General features: G+C 50.4%; 23 protein-coding genes and 1 riboswitch. Of the genes, 7 read left to right on the forward strand and 16 right to left on the reverse strand.

Features of this window, described 5'->3' with window-relative positions:
- Positions 1 to 64: 64 nt before the first annotated feature.
- A complete protein-coding gene (locus tag B9L19_RS15530; protein WP_015374005.1) occupies positions 65 to 268 on the reverse strand; it encodes a YbdD/YjiX family protein in 204 nt (67 codons plus the stop codon).
- Positions 261 to 2,336, reverse strand: coding sequence for a carbon starvation CstA family protein (locus tag B9L19_RS15535; RefSeq protein ID WP_025950397.1), 2,076 nt, complete (start codon positions 2,334 to 2,336; stop codon positions 261 to 263). Before B9L19_RS15535 ends, B9L19_RS15530 begins: the two co-directional genes overlap by 8 nt.
- 301 nt (positions 2,337 to 2,637) lie before the next feature.
- Here B9L19_RS15535 and B9L19_RS15540 point away from each other — a divergent pair, with 301 nt between their 5' ends.
- On the forward strand, positions 2,638 to 3,087 hold the full coding sequence (locus tag B9L19_RS15540) for a hypothetical protein (RefSeq protein ID WP_025950398.1): 450 nt from the start codon (positions 2,638 to 2,640) through the stop codon (positions 3,085 to 3,087).
- A gap of 39 nt (positions 3,088 to 3,126) precedes the next feature.
- Here the strand turns inward: B9L19_RS15540 and B9L19_RS15545 are convergent, their stop codons facing one another.
- The 5 genes from B9L19_RS15545 to B9L19_RS15565 all read right to left on the reverse strand — a co-directional run bounded on the left by B9L19_RS15545 (position 3,127) and on the right by B9L19_RS15565 (position 6,893).
- Complete coding sequence (locus tag B9L19_RS15545) at positions 3,127 to 3,819, reverse strand: TerC family protein (protein WP_089113982.1); 693 nt, start codon at positions 3,817 to 3,819, stop codon at positions 3,127 to 3,129.
- A gap of 14 nt (positions 3,820 to 3,833) precedes the next feature.
- Positions 3,834 to 4,106, reverse strand: a complete 273-nt coding sequence (locus B9L19_RS15550) for a YkvA family protein (RefSeq protein ID WP_025950400.1) — start codon at positions 4,104 to 4,106, stop codon at positions 3,834 to 3,836.
- Between the two features lie 373 nt (positions 4,107 to 4,479).
- Positions 4,480 to 4,800 (reverse strand): quaternary ammonium compound efflux SMR transporter SugE, encoded by a 321-nt coding sequence (gene sugE, locus B9L19_RS15555; protein ID WP_047752199.1) that lies wholly within the window; start codon positions 4,798 to 4,800, stop codon positions 4,480 to 4,482.
- Between the two features lie 54 nt (positions 4,801 to 4,854).
- Positions 4,855 to 4,958: riboswitch (guanidine-I (ykkC/yxkD leader) on the reverse strand.
- A 105-nt stretch (positions 4,959 to 5,063) separates the two neighbouring features.
- Positions 5,064 to 5,354 carry a hypothetical protein gene (locus B9L19_RS15560; protein ID WP_025950401.1) on the reverse strand — a complete coding sequence of 97 codons (291 nt, stop codon included), beginning with the start codon at positions 5,352 to 5,354 and terminating at the stop codon, positions 5,064 to 5,066.
- A 117-nt stretch (positions 5,355 to 5,471) separates the two neighbouring features.
- On the reverse strand, positions 5,472 to 6,893 hold the full coding sequence (locus tag B9L19_RS15565) for a SpoVR family protein (protein ID WP_047752200.1): 1,422 nt from the start codon (positions 6,891 to 6,893) through the stop codon (positions 5,472 to 5,474).
- A 148-nt stretch (positions 6,894 to 7,041) separates the two neighbouring features.
- On the opposite strand from B9L19_RS15565, the gene B9L19_RS15570 reads away from it, so the two are divergent.
- Complete coding sequence (locus B9L19_RS15570) at positions 7,042 to 7,647, forward strand: DedA family protein (RefSeq protein WP_025950403.1); 606 nt, start codon at positions 7,042 to 7,044, stop codon at positions 7,645 to 7,647.
- A gap of 29 nt (positions 7,648 to 7,676) precedes the next feature.
- Here B9L19_RS15570 and B9L19_RS15575 read toward each other — a convergent pair whose 3' ends face one another.
- Entirely contained in the window at positions 7,677 to 7,925 is a 249-nt protein-coding gene (locus B9L19_RS15575) for a hypothetical protein (protein ID WP_025950404.1), read from the reverse strand.
- Positions 7,926 to 8,105: 180 nt separating this feature from the next.
- Here B9L19_RS15575 and B9L19_RS15580 point away from each other — a divergent pair, with 180 nt between their 5' ends.
- Complete coding sequence (locus tag B9L19_RS15580) at positions 8,106 to 8,363, forward strand: YhdB family protein (protein ID WP_013146280.1); 258 nt, start codon at positions 8,106 to 8,108, stop codon at positions 8,361 to 8,363.
- Between the two features lie 47 nt (positions 8,364 to 8,410).
- On the opposite strand, the gene B9L19_RS15585 is transcribed toward B9L19_RS15580, so the two are convergent.
- Entirely contained in the window at positions 8,411 to 10,168 is a 1,758-nt protein-coding gene (locus tag B9L19_RS15585; protein ID WP_025950405.1) for a phospho-sugar mutase, read from the reverse strand.
- Between the two features lie 116 nt (positions 10,169 to 10,284).
- Positions 10,285 to 10,731: a CBS domain-containing protein gene (locus tag B9L19_RS15590; RefSeq protein WP_011230073.1), complete on the reverse strand. Its 447-nt coding sequence runs from the start codon at positions 10,729 to 10,731 to the stop codon at positions 10,285 to 10,287.
- A gap of 175 nt (positions 10,732 to 10,906) precedes the next feature.
- Here B9L19_RS15590 and B9L19_RS15595 point away from each other — a divergent pair, with 175 nt between their 5' ends.
- Positions 10,907 to 11,344 carry a disulfide oxidoreductase gene (locus B9L19_RS15595; RefSeq protein ID WP_025950406.1) on the forward strand — a complete coding sequence of 146 codons (438 nt, stop codon included), beginning with the start codon at positions 10,907 to 10,909 and terminating at the stop codon, positions 11,342 to 11,344.
- Positions 11,341 to 11,817 (forward strand): thioredoxin family protein, encoded by a 477-nt coding sequence (locus B9L19_RS15600; RefSeq protein WP_025950407.1) that lies wholly within the window; start codon positions 11,341 to 11,343, stop codon positions 11,815 to 11,817. The genes B9L19_RS15595 and B9L19_RS15600 overlap by 4 nt, the downstream gene beginning before the upstream one ends.
- A gap of 35 nt (positions 11,818 to 11,852) precedes the next feature.
- On the opposite strand, the gene B9L19_RS15605 is transcribed toward B9L19_RS15600, so the two are convergent.
- Complete coding sequence (locus tag B9L19_RS15605; protein ID WP_025950408.1) at positions 11,853 to 12,251, reverse strand: YhcU family protein; 399 nt, start codon at positions 12,249 to 12,251, stop codon at positions 11,853 to 11,855.
- Positions 12,252 to 12,389: 138 nt separating this feature from the next.
- Between B9L19_RS15605 and B9L19_RS15610 the strand changes: the two genes are divergently transcribed.
- Positions 12,390 to 13,289: an RluA family pseudouridine synthase gene (locus B9L19_RS15610; protein WP_025950409.1), complete on the forward strand. Its 900-nt coding sequence runs from the start codon at positions 12,390 to 12,392 to the stop codon at positions 13,287 to 13,289.
- A gap of 74 nt (positions 13,290 to 13,363) precedes the next feature.
- Here the strand turns inward: B9L19_RS15610 and B9L19_RS15615 are convergent, their stop codons facing one another.
- The 5 genes from B9L19_RS15615 to B9L19_RS15635 form a co-directional block, all read right to left on the reverse strand.
- Positions 13,364 to 14,704, reverse strand: a complete 1,341-nt coding sequence (locus tag B9L19_RS15615; RefSeq protein WP_015373991.1) for a hemolysin family protein — start codon at positions 14,702 to 14,704, stop codon at positions 13,364 to 13,366.
- A 111-nt stretch (positions 14,705 to 14,815) separates the two neighbouring features.
- On the reverse strand, positions 14,816 to 15,508 hold the full coding sequence (locus B9L19_RS15620) for a zinc metallopeptidase (RefSeq protein WP_011230067.1): 693 nt from the start codon (positions 15,506 to 15,508) through the stop codon (positions 14,816 to 14,818).
- 147 nt (positions 15,509 to 15,655) lie between these two features.
- Positions 15,656 to 16,483 carry an aldo/keto reductase gene (locus B9L19_RS15625; RefSeq protein ID WP_047752202.1) on the reverse strand — a complete coding sequence of 276 codons (828 nt, stop codon included), beginning with the start codon at positions 16,481 to 16,483 and terminating at the stop codon, positions 15,656 to 15,658.
- A 282-nt stretch (positions 16,484 to 16,765) separates the two neighbouring features.
- On the reverse strand, positions 16,766 to 18,028 hold the full coding sequence (locus B9L19_RS15630; RefSeq protein WP_025950412.1) for a dicarboxylate/amino acid:cation symporter: 1,263 nt from the start codon (positions 18,026 to 18,028) through the stop codon (positions 16,766 to 16,768).
- A 148-nt stretch (positions 18,029 to 18,176) separates the two neighbouring features.
- On the reverse strand, positions 18,177 to 19,220 hold the full coding sequence (locus B9L19_RS15635) for a TRAP transporter substrate-binding protein (protein WP_025950413.1): 1,044 nt from the start codon (positions 19,218 to 19,220) through the stop codon (positions 18,177 to 18,179).
- A 309-nt stretch (positions 19,221 to 19,529) separates the two neighbouring features.
- Between B9L19_RS15635 and B9L19_RS15640 the strand changes: the two genes are divergently transcribed.
- Positions 19,530 to 21,107: an ATP-binding protein gene (locus tag B9L19_RS15640; protein ID WP_025950414.1), complete on the forward strand. Its 1,578-nt coding sequence runs from the start codon at positions 19,530 to 19,532 to the stop codon at positions 21,105 to 21,107.
- Positions 21,108 to 21,112: the final 5 nt, after the last annotated feature.

Raw genomic sequence — 21,112 nt, forward strand, 5'->3', positions numbered from 1 at the left:
GACGATGATGAACAAGAAGAGAAAAAAGGAAGAAGGGAACGCGCCCCTCCTTCCTTCTCGTCCGCTAGCAACAACGCGACACTTTGCCGCCTTTGGCATTATAGCGGGCCTCTTGCGCCTCGCAGAAAAACTCTTTCCGCGACTTAATCGGCTCGCCCGGATGATGGGTTTTCATATGTTCAACATATTTTTCATAGCTCGGCACGCCGACCAGCAAGTCAAGAAACTGGCGGCGATAAGCCAACACGGTTTGCAGCCATTTAGGCATAGTGCTTCGCTCCTTCTCCATCGCGCGGCACATACGGCGCTTCTTTGAGCGGCACATGTTTGTTTTGCAGCACTTTGATCCAGATGTTCAATGCGGAAATGAGCATGGCGATCACCACGAGCATGAAAATCGCGCACAATGTCGCATCAATGTAGTCGTTCATAATAATTTGCCGCATTTGCGCCTCATTCATGGCCGGCGCCAAAATTTTGCCTTGGCTCAAGCTGTCTTGGAACATGTTTGCATGCGACAAGAAACCAATTTTGACGTTTTCATGGAACAGCTTTTGATACCCGGCCGTCAGCGTGACAACCAAAAGCCATGTTGTCGGCACGAGCGTGACCCAAACATATGCCTTTTTGCCCATTTTAAATAGAACCGTCGTCGCAAACAACAAGGCGATGCCCGCCAACATTTGGTTGGCGATGCCAAACAGCGGCCATAGTGTGTTGATGCCGCCTAGCGGGTCGACGACGCCTTGGTACAGGAAGTAGCCCCACGCCAGCACACAAAGGGTCGTGGCGATCAAGTTCGAGGCAAGCGAATCCGTTTTTCCGAGCGGTTTGTAAAACGTGCCCATAATGTCTTGGATCATGAAACGGCCGACGCGCGTGCCGGCGTCAATCGTTGTCAAGATGAACAGCGCTTCAAACAAGATGGCAAAGTGATACCAGAACGCCATAAGCGCCTTGCCCCCGATGACGCTCGATAAAATGTGCGCCATCCCGATCGCCAACGTCGGCGCCCCGCCCGTGCGTGACAACACCGTTTGCTCGCCGACGTCCTTCGCCAGCTGCGCAAGCATATCCGGTGTGATGGTGAAGCCCCATGACGATACCACTTTTGCCGCCTGCGCCACGTCTTGGCCAATCACTGCCGCCGGGCTGTTGATGGCAAAATACGCCCCTGGCGTCAAGACGCAAGCCGCCACCATCGCCATAACCGCGACGAACGACTCCATCAACATCGCACCGTAGCCGATCGGCCGCGAATGGCTTTCAAGCTCAATCATCTTCGGCGTCGTGCCGGATGAAACGAGCGCGTGGAACCCGGACACCGCGCCGCAGGCAATCGTGATGAACAAGAACGGGAACAAGTTGCCGGCGAAGACCGGCCCTGTGCCGTCGATAAATCTCGTCACCGCCGGCATTTGCAAGTCCGGCATGACAACAAAAATGCCAAGCGCCAATCCAACGATTGTACCGATTTTCAAGAATGTGCTCAAATAGTCACGCGGCGCAAGCAACAGCCATACCGGCAGCGCCGAAGCGACAAATCCGTAAATGATCATTAAGATCGCGATCGTTTCCCCTTTGAGCGTAAACATCGCCGAGAGCGTCGGGTGCTCTGCGACGTACTGACCGGCCACAATCGACAAAATCAACAGCACAAATCCCCCAAGCGACGCCTCTGCCACACGCCCCGGACGGATAAAGCGCATGTAAATGCCCATCAAAATCGCAATCGGAATCGTCGCAGCAATCGTAAACATCCCCCACGGGCTTCCGACAAGCGCTTTCACAACAACGAGCGCCAATACGGCCAATAAAATAATCATAATGCCCAAAATGCCAAGCGCTGCGATCAAGCCCGTCACCGGTCCCATTTCTTCCTTGATCATTTCGCCAAGCGACTTCCCGTTGCGACGCATCGACGCAAACAAAATGACAAAGTCTTGCACCGCTCCACCGAGCACAACGCCGATCACAATCCAAAGCGTCCCGGGCAAGTACCCCATCTGCGCGGCCAAAATCGGTCCGACAAGCGGCCCGGCGCCGGCGATGGCGGCGAAGTGATGCCCGAACAGCACCCATTTGTTCGTCGGGACATAGTCCTTCCCGTCGTTAAACACTTCAGCCGGCGTTTTTCGATTATCATCGAGGCCAAACACTTTGCGGCCGATAAACCGGCTGTAAAAACGATAGGCGACCGCATACGTGCAGACAGCGGCGACGATCAGCCACATGGCGTTGACCGACTCGCCGCGGCTTAAAGCCAAAATGGCAAACGCGGCGGCCCCGAGGACAGAAATGAGTCCCCATAACAGGATCGATTTTAGTCCCTTCACACGGCTTCCTCCTTTTTTATTATCAAAATCCTTTACGCTACCATTATATTCATTATTCTGAAAAATTTAAAGATATTTTTTCATCTTCAAACTAACGTATCGTTTGGTTCTATAGGAACGTTTTTCCGCATTCCTATTTCACAAAAGTATAAAACAAGTCTTTGGCGCAAAAAATGTAATTGCACCCATCGGCTTAACCAGCAACTGACTATGAAGCACCCATTGATTGTCTCCAGCTCCATCTAACGGCACAATGGACAAAACAACGATCAACTACTATTTCAGTAAAGGGTTCGAGAAGGTGAAGGCGATCGAAGCATTGTTATGGAGCATTGCTTTGCCTGGATTTGGGCAACTGTTGAACAAAAAGTATATAAAAGGAATTTTGTTTATTGCGTTGGAATTTGTGATTAACACCCAATCTCATTTCAATGAAGCCATCCGCCTCAGCTTTTTGGGACGTACAGATGAGGCCTCCCGCATCATCGATATCGGATGGCTGATGTTTTATCCATGTCTATACTTTTTTGCCATGTGGGATGCATTTAAAGACGCTGGCGGCGGGCGGACACCGTACTCGTTTTTACCGTTTGTCGTCTCCGCCTACTTTGTGACGGTCGGCTTGATGTACTCGACGCACGTAACGGTTGGCGGCGTGTTTTTCGGGCCGATTTGGCTGCCGATCTTAGCGGTCATTCCCGGGCTCTTCATTGGATGGTTGCTGCAATTTCTGCTGCTGAAATGGAAATAGCCATCCGCTTGGTGATTGCCCTACCACAAAAGCCGCCAATTATTCATTGGCGGCTTTCGGTTGCGGCTCTTTGGCGCTTTTTCGTTTTTTTATCGCTCCCGCCACAATGACAGCGGCAACAACGAGCAGCTCAAATCCATACTTCACGGCGGGATTGGCAAAATACGCCTTTAAAAACGGCTCATCGACGATCATTTTCGCCGCCGTCCAAGCGAGGACACCGGCGCCGATCGTAATAACGATTGGGAAGCGCTCGATCCATTTTAAAATGAGCGTGCTTCCCCACACCATGATCGGAACGGAAATGAGCAGCCCAAGGATCACGAGGAGAAAGCTTCCGTGCGCGGCTCCGGCAACCGCCAACACGTTGTCAAGGCCCATCAACGCATCGGCAATGATGATCGTGCGAATCGCCTCCCATAAACTCCCCCCTGCTTCAACATCGTCGTGTCCCTTCCCCTCAACAAGCAACTTATAGGCGATCCACACAAGCAGCACGCCGCCGACAAGCAAAAGCCCTGGGATTTTCAGCAGCCAGACGACAAAAATCGTCGCCAGCGCCCGGATGACGACAGCGCCTACCGTTCCCCAGACAACCGCCTTTTTTTGCTGGTGTTTCGGCAAGTTGCGAGCCGCCAACCCAATCACGATGGCGTTATCCCCTGCCAGCAAAAGATCGATAATAATGATCGAGAGCAACGCCGTCCAAAACTCTGCTGACAATACATCCATGGAACAATCCCCCTTTACAAGTTATATTTTTCCTTTAGCGAAATCGGAGCCATCTTGATGACTTGCTGCAAAATAAATAGGAAGACGGCCAAATCATCGATCAAACCAAATAACGCGAGCCAATCAGGAATGAGATCAAACGGCAGCACCATATATAGCAGGAACAACCCGACAGAGAACGCTTTTTTTCGCATCGGCACCTCGCGCGAAACAAAAAATTCAAACAGAAATGGAAGAAAACGCCGGACATGGATGATGAAGCGAAGCCGTTTCCACCATTTGCGCATGCCATTCCCCCCGCTTTTTGTTCTTTTTGAAGCCGAACCTATCTTCTTTTACGATTATCTTCCCCCCTTTTGTTTCATGACATGAAAGAAGGCCTTTACCATCCTTGGTAAAGGCCTTCATAAATAAAAGAGACCTTTACCCACATCGGTAAAGGTCTCGCTAACAACGTCGCCGTTGCCAACAAAGCCGAGGGCGCGCGCCCTGAACTGACGACTTTGCTGTTAAAGCTACTCCCCTTTAACAAATGCACATTCATTTTGCAATTTCATGATATTCAATGTTCACGCGTCCTGTCAATACCATTTTTTCATCTGTTGCAAAAAATCGCCTCCACTCCCTTTCCAAACAGCGCAACAATTCCCCTCCGCCTTTTCATTGCCCGGCTGTGAACTTTAAACCGATGATCCCGACAAGAATGAACAATAAAAAGACAATCCGCGGCGCGTTTATCGGCTCATTTAAAAACAGCATGCCGATGATGACCGCCCCGAGCGCCCCGATTCCCGTCCAAACCGCATAGGCGGTGCCGATCGGCAATGTTTTCGTTGCCATCGATAAAAAGTAAAAACTGGCTGCCATCCCCGCAACAGTGACGACAGACGGCCAAAGACGGGTGAACCCGGCCGTATATTTCAGCGCAATGGCCCACACCACCTCGAACAGTCCGGCGACCGTTAAGTAAACCCACGCCAATGAGCATTCCCCCTTTCCAAAATAAAAAAGCCGCGGGAAATATCGAAACGATACTCCTCCCGGGCTTTTATCCCTCCGTGTACGCGAGCAGCGCCGCGCGTTTTCTCTCGGTCACAGCCCAGCCGCCTGGCAGCTGCGGAACCCTCGAAAACGTTTCTTGTATTGACTGGCTGCCAATCAGCATACCACGTGAACCAAGCGCTTGCAATCCATCCGTCTTCCGCATATTTCCGACAGATGAAGGCCGAGGGCCCCCATCCGTCTTACACCGGGTCGTTATCGACGTCACTGTACGATTCAATCGCCTGATCAAGCGCCCGGTAAGCTTCAGCGAAGGCGTTCGTCGCCGATTCGTCACCGGCGGCGGCAAGTTCGACCCGTGCATTGTGCGCATGGGTGACAGCGCGGATGACGTCTTCAATCATTGGCTGTTTCTCACCTGCGCTCGCTTTTAATTGTTCAAGCTCGCGAATCCCTTCATCAAGATTCGTTGAAAGTGGGTCATGGAACGATTGTTCGAGCTGCTCTTTTACGCGTTGCAATACTTCTTTCATCATCGTCCACCCTTTCTTTATGACTTGTCATCCGCTAGTGTGGGCGATTGACGGCAGACTATGCATCATCCTTTCATGATGGCAAACAAAAAAAGCAGGATGCCCCTGCCTTGCCAATTACAAATATTTTCGATGGACCGTTTTCCCATCATATGTGAACAATATCGGCTTCTCTTCAACAACCGTCTCCATATGAACCGGCCGTCCCCACAGTTGATAAATGTACGGCAATACTTTTTCCAAATATTTTAAGTCAAGCTCAATCCCCTCATACCAATGCTTCAAATACAGCTCCCCGTTGCGCATATAATCGCCGTCATTGACCGTGATATACGGAAACCCGCCGTTGACCCGCATGCTGACAAGCTGATCGCGGATATGCTCCCAGTTTTTGTCGACGATTTTATATTCTTTCCCCTGTTTTTGGAACAAATACATATCTTCGCGCATGACGAGCTCTTTCGTCAAATAGTTGCGCAAAAACGAAATGTCGGATTCCAGCTCGCGCACTTCAAAAATTTTCGCCCGTCCTGAGCCTGGTTTGACACCGTATTTTTTCATCTCTTCCGTCGGATTGTTCCAGCGCTCTTCGATGTCCTCAAAAATTTTCAGCCCTAAATAGTACGGATTGATGCCAGTGCGCGATGGCTGCACAACATTGGCATTTAACTTCGCGAATTCAATCGCTTCATCGCTCGTTAAGTCCATTTCCCGCAAAATGCGCTGATGCCAATACGTCGCCCAGCCTTCGTTCATGATTTTCGTCTCCAGCTGCGGCCAAAAATAGAGCATTTCCTCGCGCATCATCGTTAAAATGTCGCGTTGCCAGTCCTCCAGTTCGCGGCTGTATTCTTCAATGAACAATAGCACATCTTTTTCCGGTTGCGGCGGAAACTTGCGCCGTTTCTTTCGCGGCGGCGTGTTCAGCTTGTTCCGCTCGTCAAGCGACCATAAATCGTCGTACGGCGTCGATGTTTTCGGAGGCTCCTCCTCTTCGTACACTTCCGTATCTTCCCACGTCCATGACAGCTTCGGCCGCAAGAGCGAGGGATCGATATGCTCCTGAATGGCCAAGACGGCATCTAAAAATTTTTCCACTTCCAATTTTCCGTATTGATGTTCATAATGCTTGATCCGCTCCGCTGTCGCCGCCATGCTTTCCACCATATCGCGCTTCGTGTTGCTAAAGCGGACGTTGTTTTTGAAAAAGTCGCTGTGAGCCAACACATGGGCGACGATCAGCTTATTTTGGATGAGCGTATTCGTATCGAGCAAAAACGCATAACAAGGATCCGAGTTAATGACAAGTTCGTAAATTTTGCTTAACCCTAAATCATAATGAAGCTTCATTTTGTAAAATTGTTTCCCAAAGCTCCAATGGGAAAATCGCGTCGGCATTCCGTAGGCGCCAAACGTATAAAGAATGTCCGCCGGACAAATTTCATAACGCATCGGATAAAAATCAAGGCCAAATCCTTCCGCAATTTCGGTAATTTCGGCAATGGCCCGTTCCAGCTCTTTCAGGTCGCCCTTCCGCATCCAAACCCCCCCTTTTCCCCCTTACCACAATGTATGAGGGAAAAGAAATTTTGATACGTTGAATCATTGTCCATGCTTTCCATTTCTGCCTGCCGTCCTTTATAATTTGTGTTGTACACGACATATTTCCATAAAGCGTGGTGATCGTTTGCATCAATATTGGCATCATTTCATTGAACATTTTGGCTACGTCGGCATTATGGTTTCGCTCATGCTTGGCATCGTCGGATTGCCGATTCCCGATGAGCTGCTGTTGACATATGCCGGTTACCGCGTCTCAACCGGCGCCTTTTCGTATCCACTCGCCTTTCTCGCTTGTTGGTTCGGGGCGATCGCAGGTATTTCAATCAGTTATACCCTTGGGATCACATTGGGGCTCCCGTTTTTGCATAAATTCGGTCCCAAGCTCCATCTTACGGAAAAGCGGCTCGAGCAAACGAAAGCACTTTTTTCGAAACTCGGCCCAGCGGTATTGTTCATTTGCTATTTCATCCCCGGCGTTCGGCATCTCGCCGCCTTTTGGGCCGGCATGAACGCCTACAGCTTGAGAAAGTTTGCTTTGTTCGCCTACAGCGGGGCGATGGTGTGGGTCGCTGTCTTTTTGACAATCGGAGCCTATTTTGAAAGCCGCTGGATGGCCGTCAAGCAGTACATCCATGCCTACCGTCCGTTCTTATTTCCCGTCTTTTTGGTCGCTCTTGGCTTCGCCATCCTTTATTGGTACATGCAACAAAAGCGAAAAACACCGGGGTAATCCCGGTGTTTCTCATTTCTCGATGCACGCTACACGTTCTCGCGCGGGCCGCGATGGTACGTTTCCGTCAGCAGACCCATAAACAGGCCGAATCCGAACATAAACATCGAGGCCCCGATAATGCCGAGGCTGACGATCGTCAAGAAATAGTCTTTGTTGTAAGCGCTTGCGATAAAACTAAGCAAAAACAGTACAAATCCGACAATCAATCCCACTGACGCCATCCATTTGCACATGTTGATCATTTCGTGCCCTTCACGCCGTTTGTTCATTCTCATCATCCCCTTACTTTGAGGATACTATCCTTGTCACAAAATTGCAACATTTATTTTTCCTTTTTCGTTTTCATTTCGGTTATAATTTATATTTTACCTTCTGTCGCAACATTTACAGGGCAACAAAACGCCCCGCCGTCATACACTAACAATGACTCCTTCTTGATAAAGGAGGCATGCCGCTTGAACACCGTCGACTATGATAAGGCGCTCTATTACACGCATCGCTCTGAATGGGACAATTTGCTCATTTTAATGGTGCGTACGCCTGATGATATTCTGTCGAAAAAAATTGAAAAGTTTCTCCACGCTTATAACTTTGAACATGACTACTCCGTCATCCAGGAGCGGTTGCACGCCTTGCTTCGCTATATAGACCATGCGCTTGAAGTGAGCGAACAAAAAATGGGAGTCGAGCAGTACGCGCAGTTTTACTCGTAAATCGAACGGGGAATTGGCCGATGCCAATTCCCCGTAAATTGCGCTGATCATGGCGCATAAGAAGACGAAACGGTGCTGAGCACATCCTTTACGCGTTGCATGACGGCGTCTGCCAAGCGCGCTAGTCTTTCTTCGCTATCTCCTAGCGACGTCCCTTTGACGCCGAAGTACGCCTTCATTTTCGGCTCCGTCCCTGATGGACGCAGACAAAACCACGAGCCATCCTCCAAGATATACTTAAGCACATTGGATGTCGGCAAATCAATGGCCGTTTTTTCGCCGGTCAACGTGTTCGTCCGCTCTTTCGTTTTGTAATCCTCAATCACCGTCACCTTTGTCCCCGCGGCCTCCACCGGCGGCTGTTGGCGGAACGACGCTAAAATCGCGGCAATCGCCTCTTCTCCTTCTTTGCCTTTCAGCGTGAGCGATCGTTGTCCCTCGCGATAATAGCCGTACTGGTCAAACAATTGCAAGAGCGCCTCATACAGCGACATTCCTTGCTTTTTATAAAACGCGCACACTTCCGCCGCGAGAACAGCCGCCTGCACCGCGTCTTTGTCACGGACAAAATCGCCGATCAAATACCCATAGCTTTCCTCATATCCGAACTGGAACACATATTGCCCTGTTTGCTCGTATTCCTTTATTTTTTCACCGATGAATTTGAACCCGGTCAGCGTATCGACTGTCTCAAGACCAAACGATTGGGCGATCGCCCGGCCCAATTCAGACGTCACGATCGTTTTTAAGACAACTCCGTTTTCCGGAAGAGTGCCTTGAGCTTTTCGTTGCGACAGCAAATAGTGGAGCAACAAGCCGCCGGTTTGATTGCCAGTCAGCACGACATAGTCGCCCTTGTCATTTTTCACCGCCACGCCCAGCCGGTCGGCATCCGGATCGGTGGCAATCAACAGATCGGCATTTACTTGCTTGCCCAACTCCATCGCCATGGCGAAGGCCGCGTGTTCTTCCGGATTGGGCGAAGCGACCGTCGAGAAATTCGGATCCGGCAGCTCCTGCTCTTTGACGACAAAGACGTTTTGGTAGCCGAGCTCAGCGAGCGCGCGGCGCACCGGTTTGTTTGACGTGCCGTGAAGCGGCGTAAACACGATACGGATCGCCGCTTCCCGAGCGAGCTCCGGATGGATGGAAATCGTTTTGACCGCATGGATATAAGCATCATCGACTTCGCTTCCGATGATGCGAATAAGGCCTTTTTCTCTTAACGTTTCCTCATCTTCCACATGAATGGCAAGCTCATTTTCGACTTCATTGACATAGCGGATCACTTGGTCGGCGACAGCAGGCGGCAGCTGTCCCCCGTCCTCTCCATACACTTTATAGCCGTTATATTCGGGCGGATTATGGCTAGCGGTGATGACAATGCCGGCAAACGCCCGCAAATAGCGAACAGCAAACGACAGTTCCGGCGTTGGACGCAATTCATCAAACACGTATGTTTGAATGCCGTTCGTCGCCAACGTTTTCGCCGCCTCCATCGCAAATTCCGGCGACTTATGCCGGGAGTCATAGGCAATGACGACCCCGCGCCGCTTCCCCTCGTCGCCAAACGATTGTATGTATCGCGCCAATCCTTCCGACGCTTTTCGCACCGTATACATGTTCATTCGGTTCGTCCCCGGGCCAATCTCGCCGCGCATGCCGCCGGTGCCGAATTCGAGATTTTTGTAAAAGCAATCCTCCAGCCACCGTTCATCATGGCGGCGTTGTTCCAACAACCGCTTCAATTCCGGATCGAGCTGCGGCTCACGCAGCCATTGTTCGTATTTTCGTCTCCACTCCATCGCTGTTCCCCCTTGATTTTCATTTTCCCTGTTTATGTATTCGCTCCCATCATACAATATACCTGCCAAAAGAAAAAGGATGCCCTGGAAAAAATGTGGACATCCTTTTTCCCCCATTACCCTTGCGGTTGCGACGGTTCCGAAATGTTCGTCAACGCCTGTTCAGCCGCTTCGTTTGATGCGCTGTTCGTCGCAATATCGCCTAGCGCAACAATGCCTTGAAGCTGGTTGTTTTCCACGATCGGCAAACGGCGAACTTGATGTTGGGCCATGACATTCGCGGCTTCCTGTACGCTCATATTCGGCGTACCGGTGACGACTTGGTTCGTCATGACCTCCGCTACTTTGACGGTCGACGGGTCTTTTCCTTGGGACGAAACACGCAACGTAATATCGCGGTCCGTAATCATCCCTTTGACTTGCCCGTTTTCCACAACCGGAAGCGCCCCAATATTTTTTTGGCTCATGATTTGCGCCGCTTCTTGCACCGTTTGGTTCGGCGAAATCGTTGCGACGTTTTTCGTCATAATGTCCTGCACTTTGTTTCCGCTGTTGTTCGTCAATGTGATCCTCCCCTTTCACCGATTAGTATGGCTCGTTTGTCGAGCGATATAGATAGAAAATGTTGCTTTCTTTCCTGCCCTTTGCCGGTTATGAATGGACGTGCCGTTTTCTTTTCCCTTATAATGGAGCTGACGGAGGCAAGATCGGGAGCATGATGGGGAAGAAGGAGAGAACATGGAACGAGAAAAACGTGCAGAGAACTTGCTTTTGGCCGCATGGGCGACAGCCCTGATCGCCACGCTCGGAAGCCTCTATTTTTCCGAAGTGCTCGGCTTTATTCCTTGTGATCTTTGTTGGTTTCAACGCATTTTTATGTATCCGCAAGTCATCATTTTAGGAATCGCCATCGTACGGAAAGACGCTGCGGCAGCTCGCTATAGCTTCACACTGTCATTGATTGGCGGGGGTATTTCTCTGTATCATTACGGATTGCAAAAAATTCCGCTTCTTCAAGAATACTCCATCAGCTGCGGCCGCATTCCATGCACAGGGCAATATATCAACTGGCTCGGATTTATCACCATCCCGTTTTTGGCGCTAACCGCCTTTCTGATCATCATGGGGCTCAGCCTATCCATCCTAAAACAGCAAAGAAAGGGGAAACAAGGTTGAAAAAACTGCTTATATTAGGCGGGACCATTATCGCCTTGTTTGCAGCGATTGCTTTCATCACTTCTTATGAGCAAAAAGAGGCGGCCAAAGAGAATCCTTACCATAAAAGCGAACTCAACCCAGCCACCATCGCCCAACTTGACGACCCGAACTACCGCAACATTATTTTGCCCACGGAGTTGAAACAGCAGCTGGCTGACGGCAAGACGCTCACCGTTTACTTTTACAGCCCGACATGCCCGCACTGCCGCCGGACAACGCCGATCGTCGTGCCGCTAGCCAAGGAGCTTGGCATCGATTTAAAGCTGTTCAACTTGCTTGAATTCGAAGACGGGTGGGATGCGTACCATATTGAAGCCACCCCGACGATCGTCCATTACGAAAACGGCAAAGAGGCAAAACGCATCGAAGGATACCATGATGAAAAAACGTTTCGCCGATGGTTTGCCTCACTGCCAATGCCAAAAAAATAAGGAGCTGCGCCTTTTACCAGACGCAGCCCCTTGCCCTACATCACCCACTGGTTCACAGCGGGAACATACATGCTGCACGGCATCGCCCGCTTATGGAGAAACTGCTTGGCCCGAAATGGGAACGTGATGCCATGGCGGGCCAAAATCTTTTGATTGCGAACAAACAGCCATTCATACTGTTCCAAATCCCCATGCTCTCCGATGTGCTCGATGACGGTAATGAGCGACTGCAGCGCCGAAATGATTTGGAAAGCCTCTTTCATTGTCCCATTATATGCCACATGTTTGTGGTCCAGCGAAAGAATGCCCCATTCCTCAAATTGACGGATTTGTTCATCATCGAAGTAATACGGGAACACATCGGTATAAAAGTAGTTGAGCAAATACTGCATGTAATGCTCTTGTTCCGGAGTCGCCGCATACATCATTTTCAACGTCCATACCACCTTTTCTCGCCGCAATGCTTGCGTTCTCCATCACGAAGACGATACTATGAGTGTACCATATCTCGCGCAAGGATAGGGGTAGAAAGTGTTTCCACAGCTAACAAATAATTGGGAGTGTGACAACCTTTGTGGACAAGAAAAGGCGATTGGCTGGAATGCATCATCCCTAGCTGGTGGAGCGGTTTGACGATTGAACAGCTCCTGAAAGACGTATGGGCCGCCTCGAAAAAGCTCGCCCACCGTTGGCGGATGGAACACGGCGTCAAACTGAACGGCCAGGCTGTTCCCTGGAAGACGGTGCTCAACGAACGCGACCGGCTTCAGCTTTACGCATATGAGCCAGAGCCGTCGTTCATCGTTCCAGAATATCGGGAACTTTCGATTTTATGGGAGGACGACCATCTGCTCGTCTTGAACAAAGAAGCCGGCATCGACATTCATCCGTCCGAACCGGGGCAAACCGGCACGCTCGCCAATGCGGTCGCGTTTTATTTGCAGTCGCAGGCAATTTTAACAAAAGTGCGCCACATTCACCGACTTGACCGCGACACGTCGGGAGCGATTTTATTTGCCAAACACCCGCTTGCCGGTGCGACGCTCGATCGGATGCTCGCCCACCGTGCCATCAAGCGGACGTACGTCGCCCTTGTTCACGGTCGTTTGTCCCCGAAATCAGGAACCATTTCCGCGCCAATCGGCCGCGACCGCCATCATCCGACGCGCCGGCGCGTCTCGAAGACGGGGGCAAAAGCGGTGACACACTATCGCGTCATCAAAACATTCCCGTCAGCATCGCTTGTCGAGCTTTCTCTCGAGACCGGACGGACGCACCAAATCCGCGTCCATTTGGCCCATCTCGGCCATCCGCTTGTCGGCGATGTGCTTTATGGCGGCCAGCCAGTGTTTCATCGCCATGCGCTTCATGCCGCCAAACTAACGTTCCGCCATCCGTTTACAACTGAAGAAGTCATTTGTCTCGCGCCAACAAGCGATTTTCCCACCGACCTTTCGCGCATTTACAATTGATCTACTCCACCGTCCTTCAATGGAGGAGGAGATTTATCGGCCGAAACGAGAAAAGGCAGACGCCCCCGTCTGCCTTACAAACGCAACTCCTCCTCTTCGGCGCCTGCCGTCTCCTCCTCTTTGTTCGGCTCTTTCTTTGCCACTTCCAGCGTTTTTACATGATGTCCATCCATTTCCTTCACTGTAAACAAGTAGCCATCGATTTCGACACTCTCGCCAGGTTTGATATCATAATGCTTCGTTAAAATCCAGCCGCCGATCGTATCGACGTCATCATCGTCAATATCCAGCCCAAGCAAGTCATTCACTTCGCTGATCAACACTTTGCCATCCAAAATCAATCGATCGTCCATTTTTTGAATGAGCGGCGTTTCATCAATATCAAACTCATCTTGGATTTCGCCAACGATTTCTTCCAAAATGTCCTCGACTGTAACCAGTCCAGATGTGCCGCCGTATTCATCGACCAAAATCGCCATATGGATGCGTTCTTTTTGCATTTTGACCAACAAATCGTGAATGGCGATCGATTCAATCACTTGAATGATCGGGCGGATATAGTCTTTCATCTGCTTTTCGTTGGACGGATTGGCAATAAAGTCCGTAAACACCTCTTTCACGTTGATGAGTCCAAGCACATGGTCTTTATCGCCGTCAATGACCGGATAGCGCGTATACTTTTCTTCGCGAATGATGTCCAAGTTTTCCTTGACGCTTTTGTTAATATCGAGCGCCACAATTTCTTTGCGCGGCACCATAATTTCTTTCGCGATGCGGTCGTCAAAACGAAAAATGTTATTGACATAGCGGTACTCTGACTGATTGATCTCCCCGCTTTTGTAGCTTTCGGATAAAATGAGGCGCAGCTCCTCCTCAGAGTGGGCGATTTCATGCTCCGCCACCGGCTTGAGGCCAAACAGGCGCGTCACAAGCCGCGCAGAGTTGTTGAGCGTCCAAATGAATGGATACATGATTTTATAAAACCAAATGAGCGGCTGAGCCGTAAACAGCGTAATCGCTTCCGCCTTATGAATGGCAAACGTCTTCGGCGCTAATTCACCGACGACAACATGCAAAAAGGTGATGAGCGAAAACGAAACGATAAACGCTAAAAAATGGGAGACAGATTCCGATAGATGGAGGCGTTCAAACAGCGGCAGCAACATCCGCGCCACCGTCGGCTCCCCCAGCCAGCCAAGGCCAAGCGAGGTGAGCGTAATGCCGAGCTGGTTCGCCGATAAATAGCCGTCCAAATTCGAAATCACTTTTTTCGCCGCGACCGCCCGTCGATTCCCTTCATTGACAAGTTGATCGATGCGCGAGCTGCGCACCTTGACGATCGCAAATTCAGAAGCGACAAAAAAGGCGGTGCAAGCGATGAGAAACGCCACCAACAGCAAACTGGCTATATCCAATTCGTCTCCGAGCGCGGATGAAGCGCCCAGGTTACACCTCCTGCACATAAAAGTTTCCATTGCAGCTGATAGACGGTGATGCCGCTGGGCCGCCTTAGGCGGCCCAATATGTTACGATTCCTCATTATTGTTCCCTTGGGTGAAAATGAGCACATATTTCAGCAATTCAAACACGGCGATCAACGTTGCCGCGACGTATGTCAGCGCCGCCGCGCCAAGCACTTTGTTTACGCCGCGCGCTTCATTTGGGGCGATCAACCCTTCAGCCAGCATAAACCGCTTCGCCCGTGCGCTCGCGTTAAACTCCACCGGCAAGGTAATGATTTGGAAAGCCACCGCCAGCGAGAAAAACAAAATCCCGAGTCCAATCAGCGAAAATTGATGGAGCACAAATCCAACGAGCAACAACAACGGCGCAACGCCCGAAGCGAAGTTCACAATTGGAAACATCCGGTGGCGAAGGACGAGCGCAGCGTAGCCTTGCTGGTGTTGAACGGCATGGCCAACCTCGTGGGCGGCAACGGAAATAGAAGCGATGGAACGCCCATAAAAGACCGGCTCCGACAAACGGACCGTGCGGGAAATCGGATCATAATGGTCGGACAATCTCCCTGGCACGACCTCCACCGGCACATGGTGCAGCCCGTGGCGGTCTAAAATCATGCGCGCCACTTCCGCCCCCGTCAACCCCGATGAGGCTGGAACTTCAGACCAGGCATTGAAATTGCTTGATACCTTCCATTGCGCCCAAAGCGATATGAGGAAGGCGATAAAAATGAAAATATCCATCGGATGGAATAGCATCACAGCACCCTCCGTTTTTTCAATGTTCATCAAATGTGTATACTATTATTTATTGTACTTGCTCACCTTTTCATACGTCAAACGACCCGCTTTGGTTTCAAAAAAAAACAGCGCCTGCATCGAGGCGCTATTTGGCTCATGGGAACATCAAAAATTGAAATTGTCTGGGTCAGGACCGACCCGTTTGTTCAAGTTCAACGCGTCGATCTGCTTCATTTCTTCGTCGGTCAGCGAGAAATCAAAAATATCAGCGTTTTCCTTGATCCGCGCCGGCGTCACCGACTTCGGGATCGTCACAACGCCGTGTTGCAAATCCCAGCGCAACACCACCTGCGCCGGCGTTTTCCCGTACTTGCGCCCAATGTCAACGATCGTCGGTTCGCTTAAAATTTCTCCACGCATGAGCGGCGACCATGCTTCAAGCTGGATGCCGTTTTCCCGGCAAAACGTAAGCAGCTCTTTTTGCGTCAGGCGTGGGTGATACTCGACTTGGTTGACCATCGGCTTAATTTCGCAGTCAGCCATCACATCTTGCAAATGGTGAATTTGGAAGTTGCTCACTCCAATCGCGCGCACATAACCGTCTTTATACAACTTTTCCAGCGCCTTGTACGTCTCTTTATACTTCCCTTTCACCGGCCAGTGAACCAAATACAAATCGACATAATCGAACCCGAGTTTTTTTAAACTTTTGTCAAACGCCTTCAGCGTCGTCTCATATCCTTGATCGGTGTTCCACACTTTCGTTGTCACAAACACTTGTTCGCGGGGAATGCTGGATTCGCGGATCGCTTGACCGACACCTTCTTCGTTTTCATAAAAAGCGGCTGTATCAACATGGCGGTAGCCGATCTCGAGCGCGGTGCGCACCGCGCTTCTTACTTCCTCCCCTTCTTTGACTTTATAAACGCCAAGGCCGACCCAAGGCATTTTCACCCCGTTATGCAAAGTGGCGCAATCGTGCAGGCCGTTCATATCCTCTCCTCCTCGAGCGTCATTATAGTTTCATTATGGGAAAAGAGGGAAAGAAAATCAAAATATATGCTTGCTCTCCTTTCTCACTTCCCCACGTCCCTCTTGTTCTTTCTTTAGGGGAAAATAGGCGCAAAAACGAGGGGAAACGTTCCCCTCGCGCTGTCTCATTGCATTCCTTTTTTCATCCATTCGGCGATTTGCAGCGTGCGGCGCCCTCCGCAACAAGGCCAGAAACACACCGGCGAAAAGCCGTTAATGGGACTTGCAGAGCTCTCCTGACTCTTATTTGGCCACGCTCATCGAGGCGCGCTCCACTTCAGCTTCGTTCGGATGAAACTCATTTTCCATTTTCGAAACGACAACAGTCGCCACCGCATTGCCGATGATGTTCGTAATCGCCCGCGCTTCCGACATAAAGCGGTCAACCCCAAGCAACAAGGCGATGCCTTCGACCGGAATCATCGGAAATGCTGCCAACGTTGCCGCCAGCGTAATAAAGCCGGAACCGGTAACCCCTGCTGCCCCTTTCGAGGTGAGCATTAATACGCCAAGCAACGTCAGCTCTTGCCCAATGGTTAAATCAATGCCGTACGCTTGAGCGATGAAAATGGCTGCCATCGACAAGTAAATCGATGTGCCGTCGAGGTTAAACGAATACCCTGTCGGAACGACAAGACCAACAACCGATTTTGAGCACCCGTATTTTTCGAGTCGCTCCATCAGCCGCGGCAGCGCTGATTCAGACGAAGACGTGCCCAACACAAGCAACAGTTCCTCTTTGATGTAGGCAAGAAACTTAAAAATGTTAAATCCGTAAAACTTCGCAATCCCGCCAAGCACGATGAAAATAAAGAGCGCCATCGTAATGTAAACAGAACCCATCAATTTGCCGAGCGACACGAGCGAACCAATGCCGAACGTGCCGATCGTATACGCCATCGCGCCAAATGCGGCAATCGGCGACACCTTCATGACCATGTTGACGACGCCGAAGAAAATTTCCGCCAGCCGTTCAAACAAGGAAATCACTGGTTTTGCTTTTTCCCCAAGCGCCGCGGCAGCCAAACCGAATAACACAGCGAAGAAGAGCACCGGAAGCAATTGTCCGCTCGCCATCGCGGCGACAACGTTATCCGGGATAATGCTTAGCACGAAGTCTACAAACCCGTGGCTTGTTTCTTCCGCTTGTTTCGTGTATTGTGAAATGTCGCCGCCTTTTACGGCATCGGTATGAAACCCAACCCCTGGTTTGACAAGGTTGACGACGACAATCCCGATCGCCAACGCAAACGTGGTGACAATTTCAAAATAAATGAGCGCCTTGCCGCCGATGCGGCCGACCTTTTTCAAGTCGCCCATATTGCCGATCCCGATGACGACGGTAAAGAAAATGATCGGGGCGATCACCATTTTAATGAGCTTAATAAATCCATCCGCCAATACTTTTAACTTCGCGCCAAATTCCGGAAATGCAAATCCGACAATGATCCCTAAAATAATGCCGATGATGACTTGCACCGTCAAGTTTTTCAGCTTTCTCCGCATTTCTCCCACTCCTTTCGATATCTTGACAACGCTTTCAACACTATCATAAAGAAAAATCGTTGAAATCAAAATATTATGGTGATAATGGTCGTTTTGGTCTTGACCTTTTTTGCTGTTCAAAAACAAAAAAGCTTCCGCCCGCGGAAGCCTATTGCGATCCTCTCATTTCATTCAAAAGCCTGGAACCAAACTGCCTCGTAAACTCGTCGTACAGCGGGGCGAACTTCTGCTCCCATTTCCGTTTCTCCTCTTCCGACAGCCGGTAAAGGAAGACATCTTCACGCCGCTCGAGCTGCTTGAGCTCCCGTTCGTTTTGCTCTTTCGACTGCTCTAAATTCCAACGCGTCGCTTCCGCCATCGCTTCCGTAATTTTTTGCTGGATGTCTTTCGGCAATCTGTCCCAAAATGACTGATTCATCATGACCACGTATCCGAGATAGCCATGATTGCTGATTGTAATATACGGTTGAAATTTGTAAAACCCTTTCGAATAAATATTGGAAATCGTATTTTCCTGCCCATCAAACTTATGCTGTTCAAGCTCCTGATAAACGCGGTCAAATGAAACGGCAACCGGTTCACCGCCAAGCAAGCGAAACTGCTTTTCAATCACTTCGCTCGGCATAATGCGAAAACGCAACCCGCGAAAATCGTCAGGGGCGATGAGCGGACGGGTTGTGCTCATCATTTGCTTAAATCCATTGCTCCAAAACGCCAGTCCTTTCATTCCTTTTGCCTCCAGCATCCGAAGCAGCTCGGCGCCCACTTTTCCGGTAAACACACGGCGCACATCGTCCTCATCGCGGAACAAAAACGGCAAATCGAGCACTTGCCACTCAGGGATCAATTCTGTCACTTTCGAAAATGATGGCGCAATCATTTGCACGTCGCCGCGCAACAGCGCATCAAGCTCTTCCCCATCCGAATAAAGCGAGCCGTTCGGGAACACTTCGACTTTGACTCGGCCGTTTGTTTTTTGCTCGACAAGCTCGGCAAACTTTTGCGCCGCCAGCCCTTTTGGCGTATTCTCTGCTACGACATGGCTGAAATAAATAATGATTTGCTTTTCCAATCCTTTTTGCTCGTCGTCATAAACAAGTGGTTCACGTCCCAGTTGACGGCTCGCTGCCCAGCCGACCAGACCGAGGCCGACAAACAAAAGGATTGTCCATGCTTTCCATCTTTTCCTCATCGTTCACACCATTCTCCCGTCTATTTCTAAAACCTCATCCGAGCGCAACGCTCTCTCGACTCGAAGCATTGAAGCAAAAAGGCGGCTTTAGCCCATCGATTCGGTTTGAAAGCAGCAATCGTCGCGCCTTACGCATGCCCCATCTTCTAGGCTGTCGAACAGAATATTTGTTCCCCACTGCCATTTTACACCTTTCGTTTCTTTCCGTTCAAGAAGATTTGGTATAATGAAAAAAACGTTGATTTATTCCTTTCCCGATTCATATGGCATGTCCAACTGCCATCACGACTGCCAAAAAGGAGTCCCGCCATGAACCGGCTGCCGATTCGCTGGAAAATTACGATTTTGATTTTCGCCATCGTCAGCTTTTCCATGTTGCTGAGCGGTGCATTCATCATCAGCGACTTTTTCCATACAAAGGAAGAGGAACTTAGCCAGCGCGCCTTATTGACCGCGCGCACCGTCTCCGAGCTGCCCGAAGTCAGACGCCATATTGTCGGAAACAAACAAAGCCGGGCGCTGATCAATCCGGTCGTCGAGCGGGTGCGCGTCATTCACAGCGCCGACTATATCGTCGTTCTCGATATGAACAAAGTGCGCCTCTCCCATCCGCTCCCCTCGATGATCGGCACGATCTCCCGCGGTGCTGATGAGGGGCCGGCATTTGCCGAACATACGTACACGTCCAAAGCCCGCGGGGAAATCGGGACAGTGGTTCGCGCCTTCGTTCCCATTATGAACAGCGATCACGAACAAATCGGCGTCGTCATCGCCGCCTACCGGTTGCCGACGTTTTTCGAAGCCATTGATTCTTTGAAAGAAGAAGCTGCCGTAGCGGTCGTTTTGTCGCTCGTTGTCGGTGGAATTGGTGCATGGCTGCTCGCCTCCCATATCAAGCGGCAAATGTTTGAGTTGGAACCGCATGAGATCGCCAAGCTGCTGATCGAACGGACGGAAGCGTTTAACGCCATGCACGAAGGCGTCATCGCCATTGACAGCGATGAAAACATTACCATCTTCAACGACCGGGCCAAACAAATGCTCGGCGTCAAAGGGGATGTCATCGGCCGGTCGATCCGTTCCGTCATTCCGGACACACACCTTCCGGAAATCTTGGAAGTCAACAAGCCGATTTACAATAAGGAGTTGCAGATTGGCAATTTAACGATTTGGAGCAACCGCATCCCGATCAAAGTCAACGGGAAAACGGTTGGCGCCATCGCCATTTTCCAAGACCGGACGGAAGTGAAGCGGCTGGCTGAAGAATTGACGGGCGTCAAGGCGTTTGTCCACGCCTTGCGCGTGCAAAACCATGAATATATGAACAAACTCCATACAATCGCCGGCCTTATTCAGCTCGGCCATATCGAAAAAGCGCTCGAGTACGTCTTCCAAGTCACGGAGGAACAAGCAGAACTGACGCAGTTTTTAAGCCGCAACATTAAGGACGAAAGCATTTCTGGACTGCTCTTAAGCAAAATCCGCCGCGGCAAGGAGCTCGGCATCCGCGTGACCATCGATCGCCACAGCCGGCTGCACCGGTTTCCGCCGCATCTCGATCACCATGATTTCGTTGTTCTCCTTGGCAATTTAATTGAAAACGCCTTCGATGCGTTCCGTGATGTAACCGACCGGGAAAAAGAAATCTACATCAGCATTGAACAAAATGAAGACATTTGTTCCCTCTCGGTCGAAGACAACGGCCAAGGCATTGCTCGCGAGCATATCAACCGCATTTTTGATGAAGGCTTTTCAACCAAAGGAGAGAATGGTCGAGGCATCGGCTTGTATTTGGTGAAGCAAATTGTGGAAAAGGGAAACGGGCGCATCGATGTGCGGTCGGAAGAAGGAAATGGAACGGTGTTTACGGTTACCTTTGATATGTGACTACC

The organism is Geobacillus thermocatenulatus, assembly GCF_002217655.1.
GTDB classification, from domain to species: domain Bacteria; phylum Bacillota; class Bacilli; order Bacillales; family Anoxybacillaceae; genus Geobacillus; species Geobacillus thermocatenulatus.

What these genes read in the sequence shown, in the direction of transcription:
- B9L19_RS15560 (WP_025950401.1), bottom strand. Translation starts at nt 5,354, where the DNA reads ATGAAAGAAGTATTGCAACGCGTAAAAGAGCAGCTCGAACAATCGTTC.
- B9L19_RS15530 (WP_015374005.1), bottom strand. Translation starts at nt 268, where the DNA reads ATGCCTAAATGGCTGCAAACCGTGTTGGCTTATCGCCGCCAGTTTCTT.
- B9L19_RS15625 (WP_047752202.1), bottom strand. Translation starts at nt 16,483, where the DNA reads ATGAACGGCCTGCACGATTGCGCCACTTTGCATAACGGGGTGAAAATG.
- B9L19_RS15630 (WP_025950412.1), bottom strand. Translation starts at nt 18,028, where the DNA reads ATGCGGAGAAAGCTGAAAAACTTGACGGTGCAAGTCATCATCGGCATT.
- B9L19_RS15585 (WP_025950405.1), bottom strand. Translation starts at nt 10,168, where the DNA reads ATGGAGTGGAGACGAAAATACGAACAATGGCTGCGTGAGCCGCAGCTC.
- B9L19_RS15635 (WP_025950413.1), bottom strand. Translation starts at nt 19,220, where the DNA reads ATGAGGAAAAGATGGAAAGCATGGACAATCCTTTTGTTTGTCGGCCTC.
- B9L19_RS15565 (WP_047752200.1), bottom strand. Translation starts at nt 6,893, where the DNA reads ATGCGGAAGGGCGACCTGAAAGAGCTGGAACGGGCCATTGCCGAAATT.
- B9L19_RS15595 (WP_025950406.1), top strand. Translation starts at nt 10,907, where the DNA reads ATGGAACGAGAAAAACGTGCAGAGAACTTGCTTTTGGCCGCATGGGCG.
- B9L19_RS15620 (WP_011230067.1), bottom strand. Translation starts at nt 15,508, where the DNA reads ATGCTATTCCATCCGATGGATATTTTCATTTTTATCGCCTTCCTCATA.
- B9L19_RS15550 (WP_025950400.1), bottom strand. Translation starts at nt 4,106, where the DNA reads ATGCGCAAATGGTGGAAACGGCTTCGCTTCATCATCCATGTCCGGCGT.
- B9L19_RS15575 (WP_025950404.1), bottom strand. Translation starts at nt 7,925, where the DNA reads ATGAGAATGAACAAACGGCGTGAAGGGCACGAAATGATCAACATGTGC.
- B9L19_RS15545 (WP_089113982.1), bottom strand. Translation starts at nt 3,819, where the DNA reads ATGGATGTATTGTCAGCAGAGTTTTGGACGGCGTTGCTCTCGATCATT.
- B9L19_RS15640 (WP_025950414.1), top strand. Translation starts at nt 19,530, where the DNA reads ATGAACCGGCTGCCGATTCGCTGGAAAATTACGATTTTGATTTTCGCC.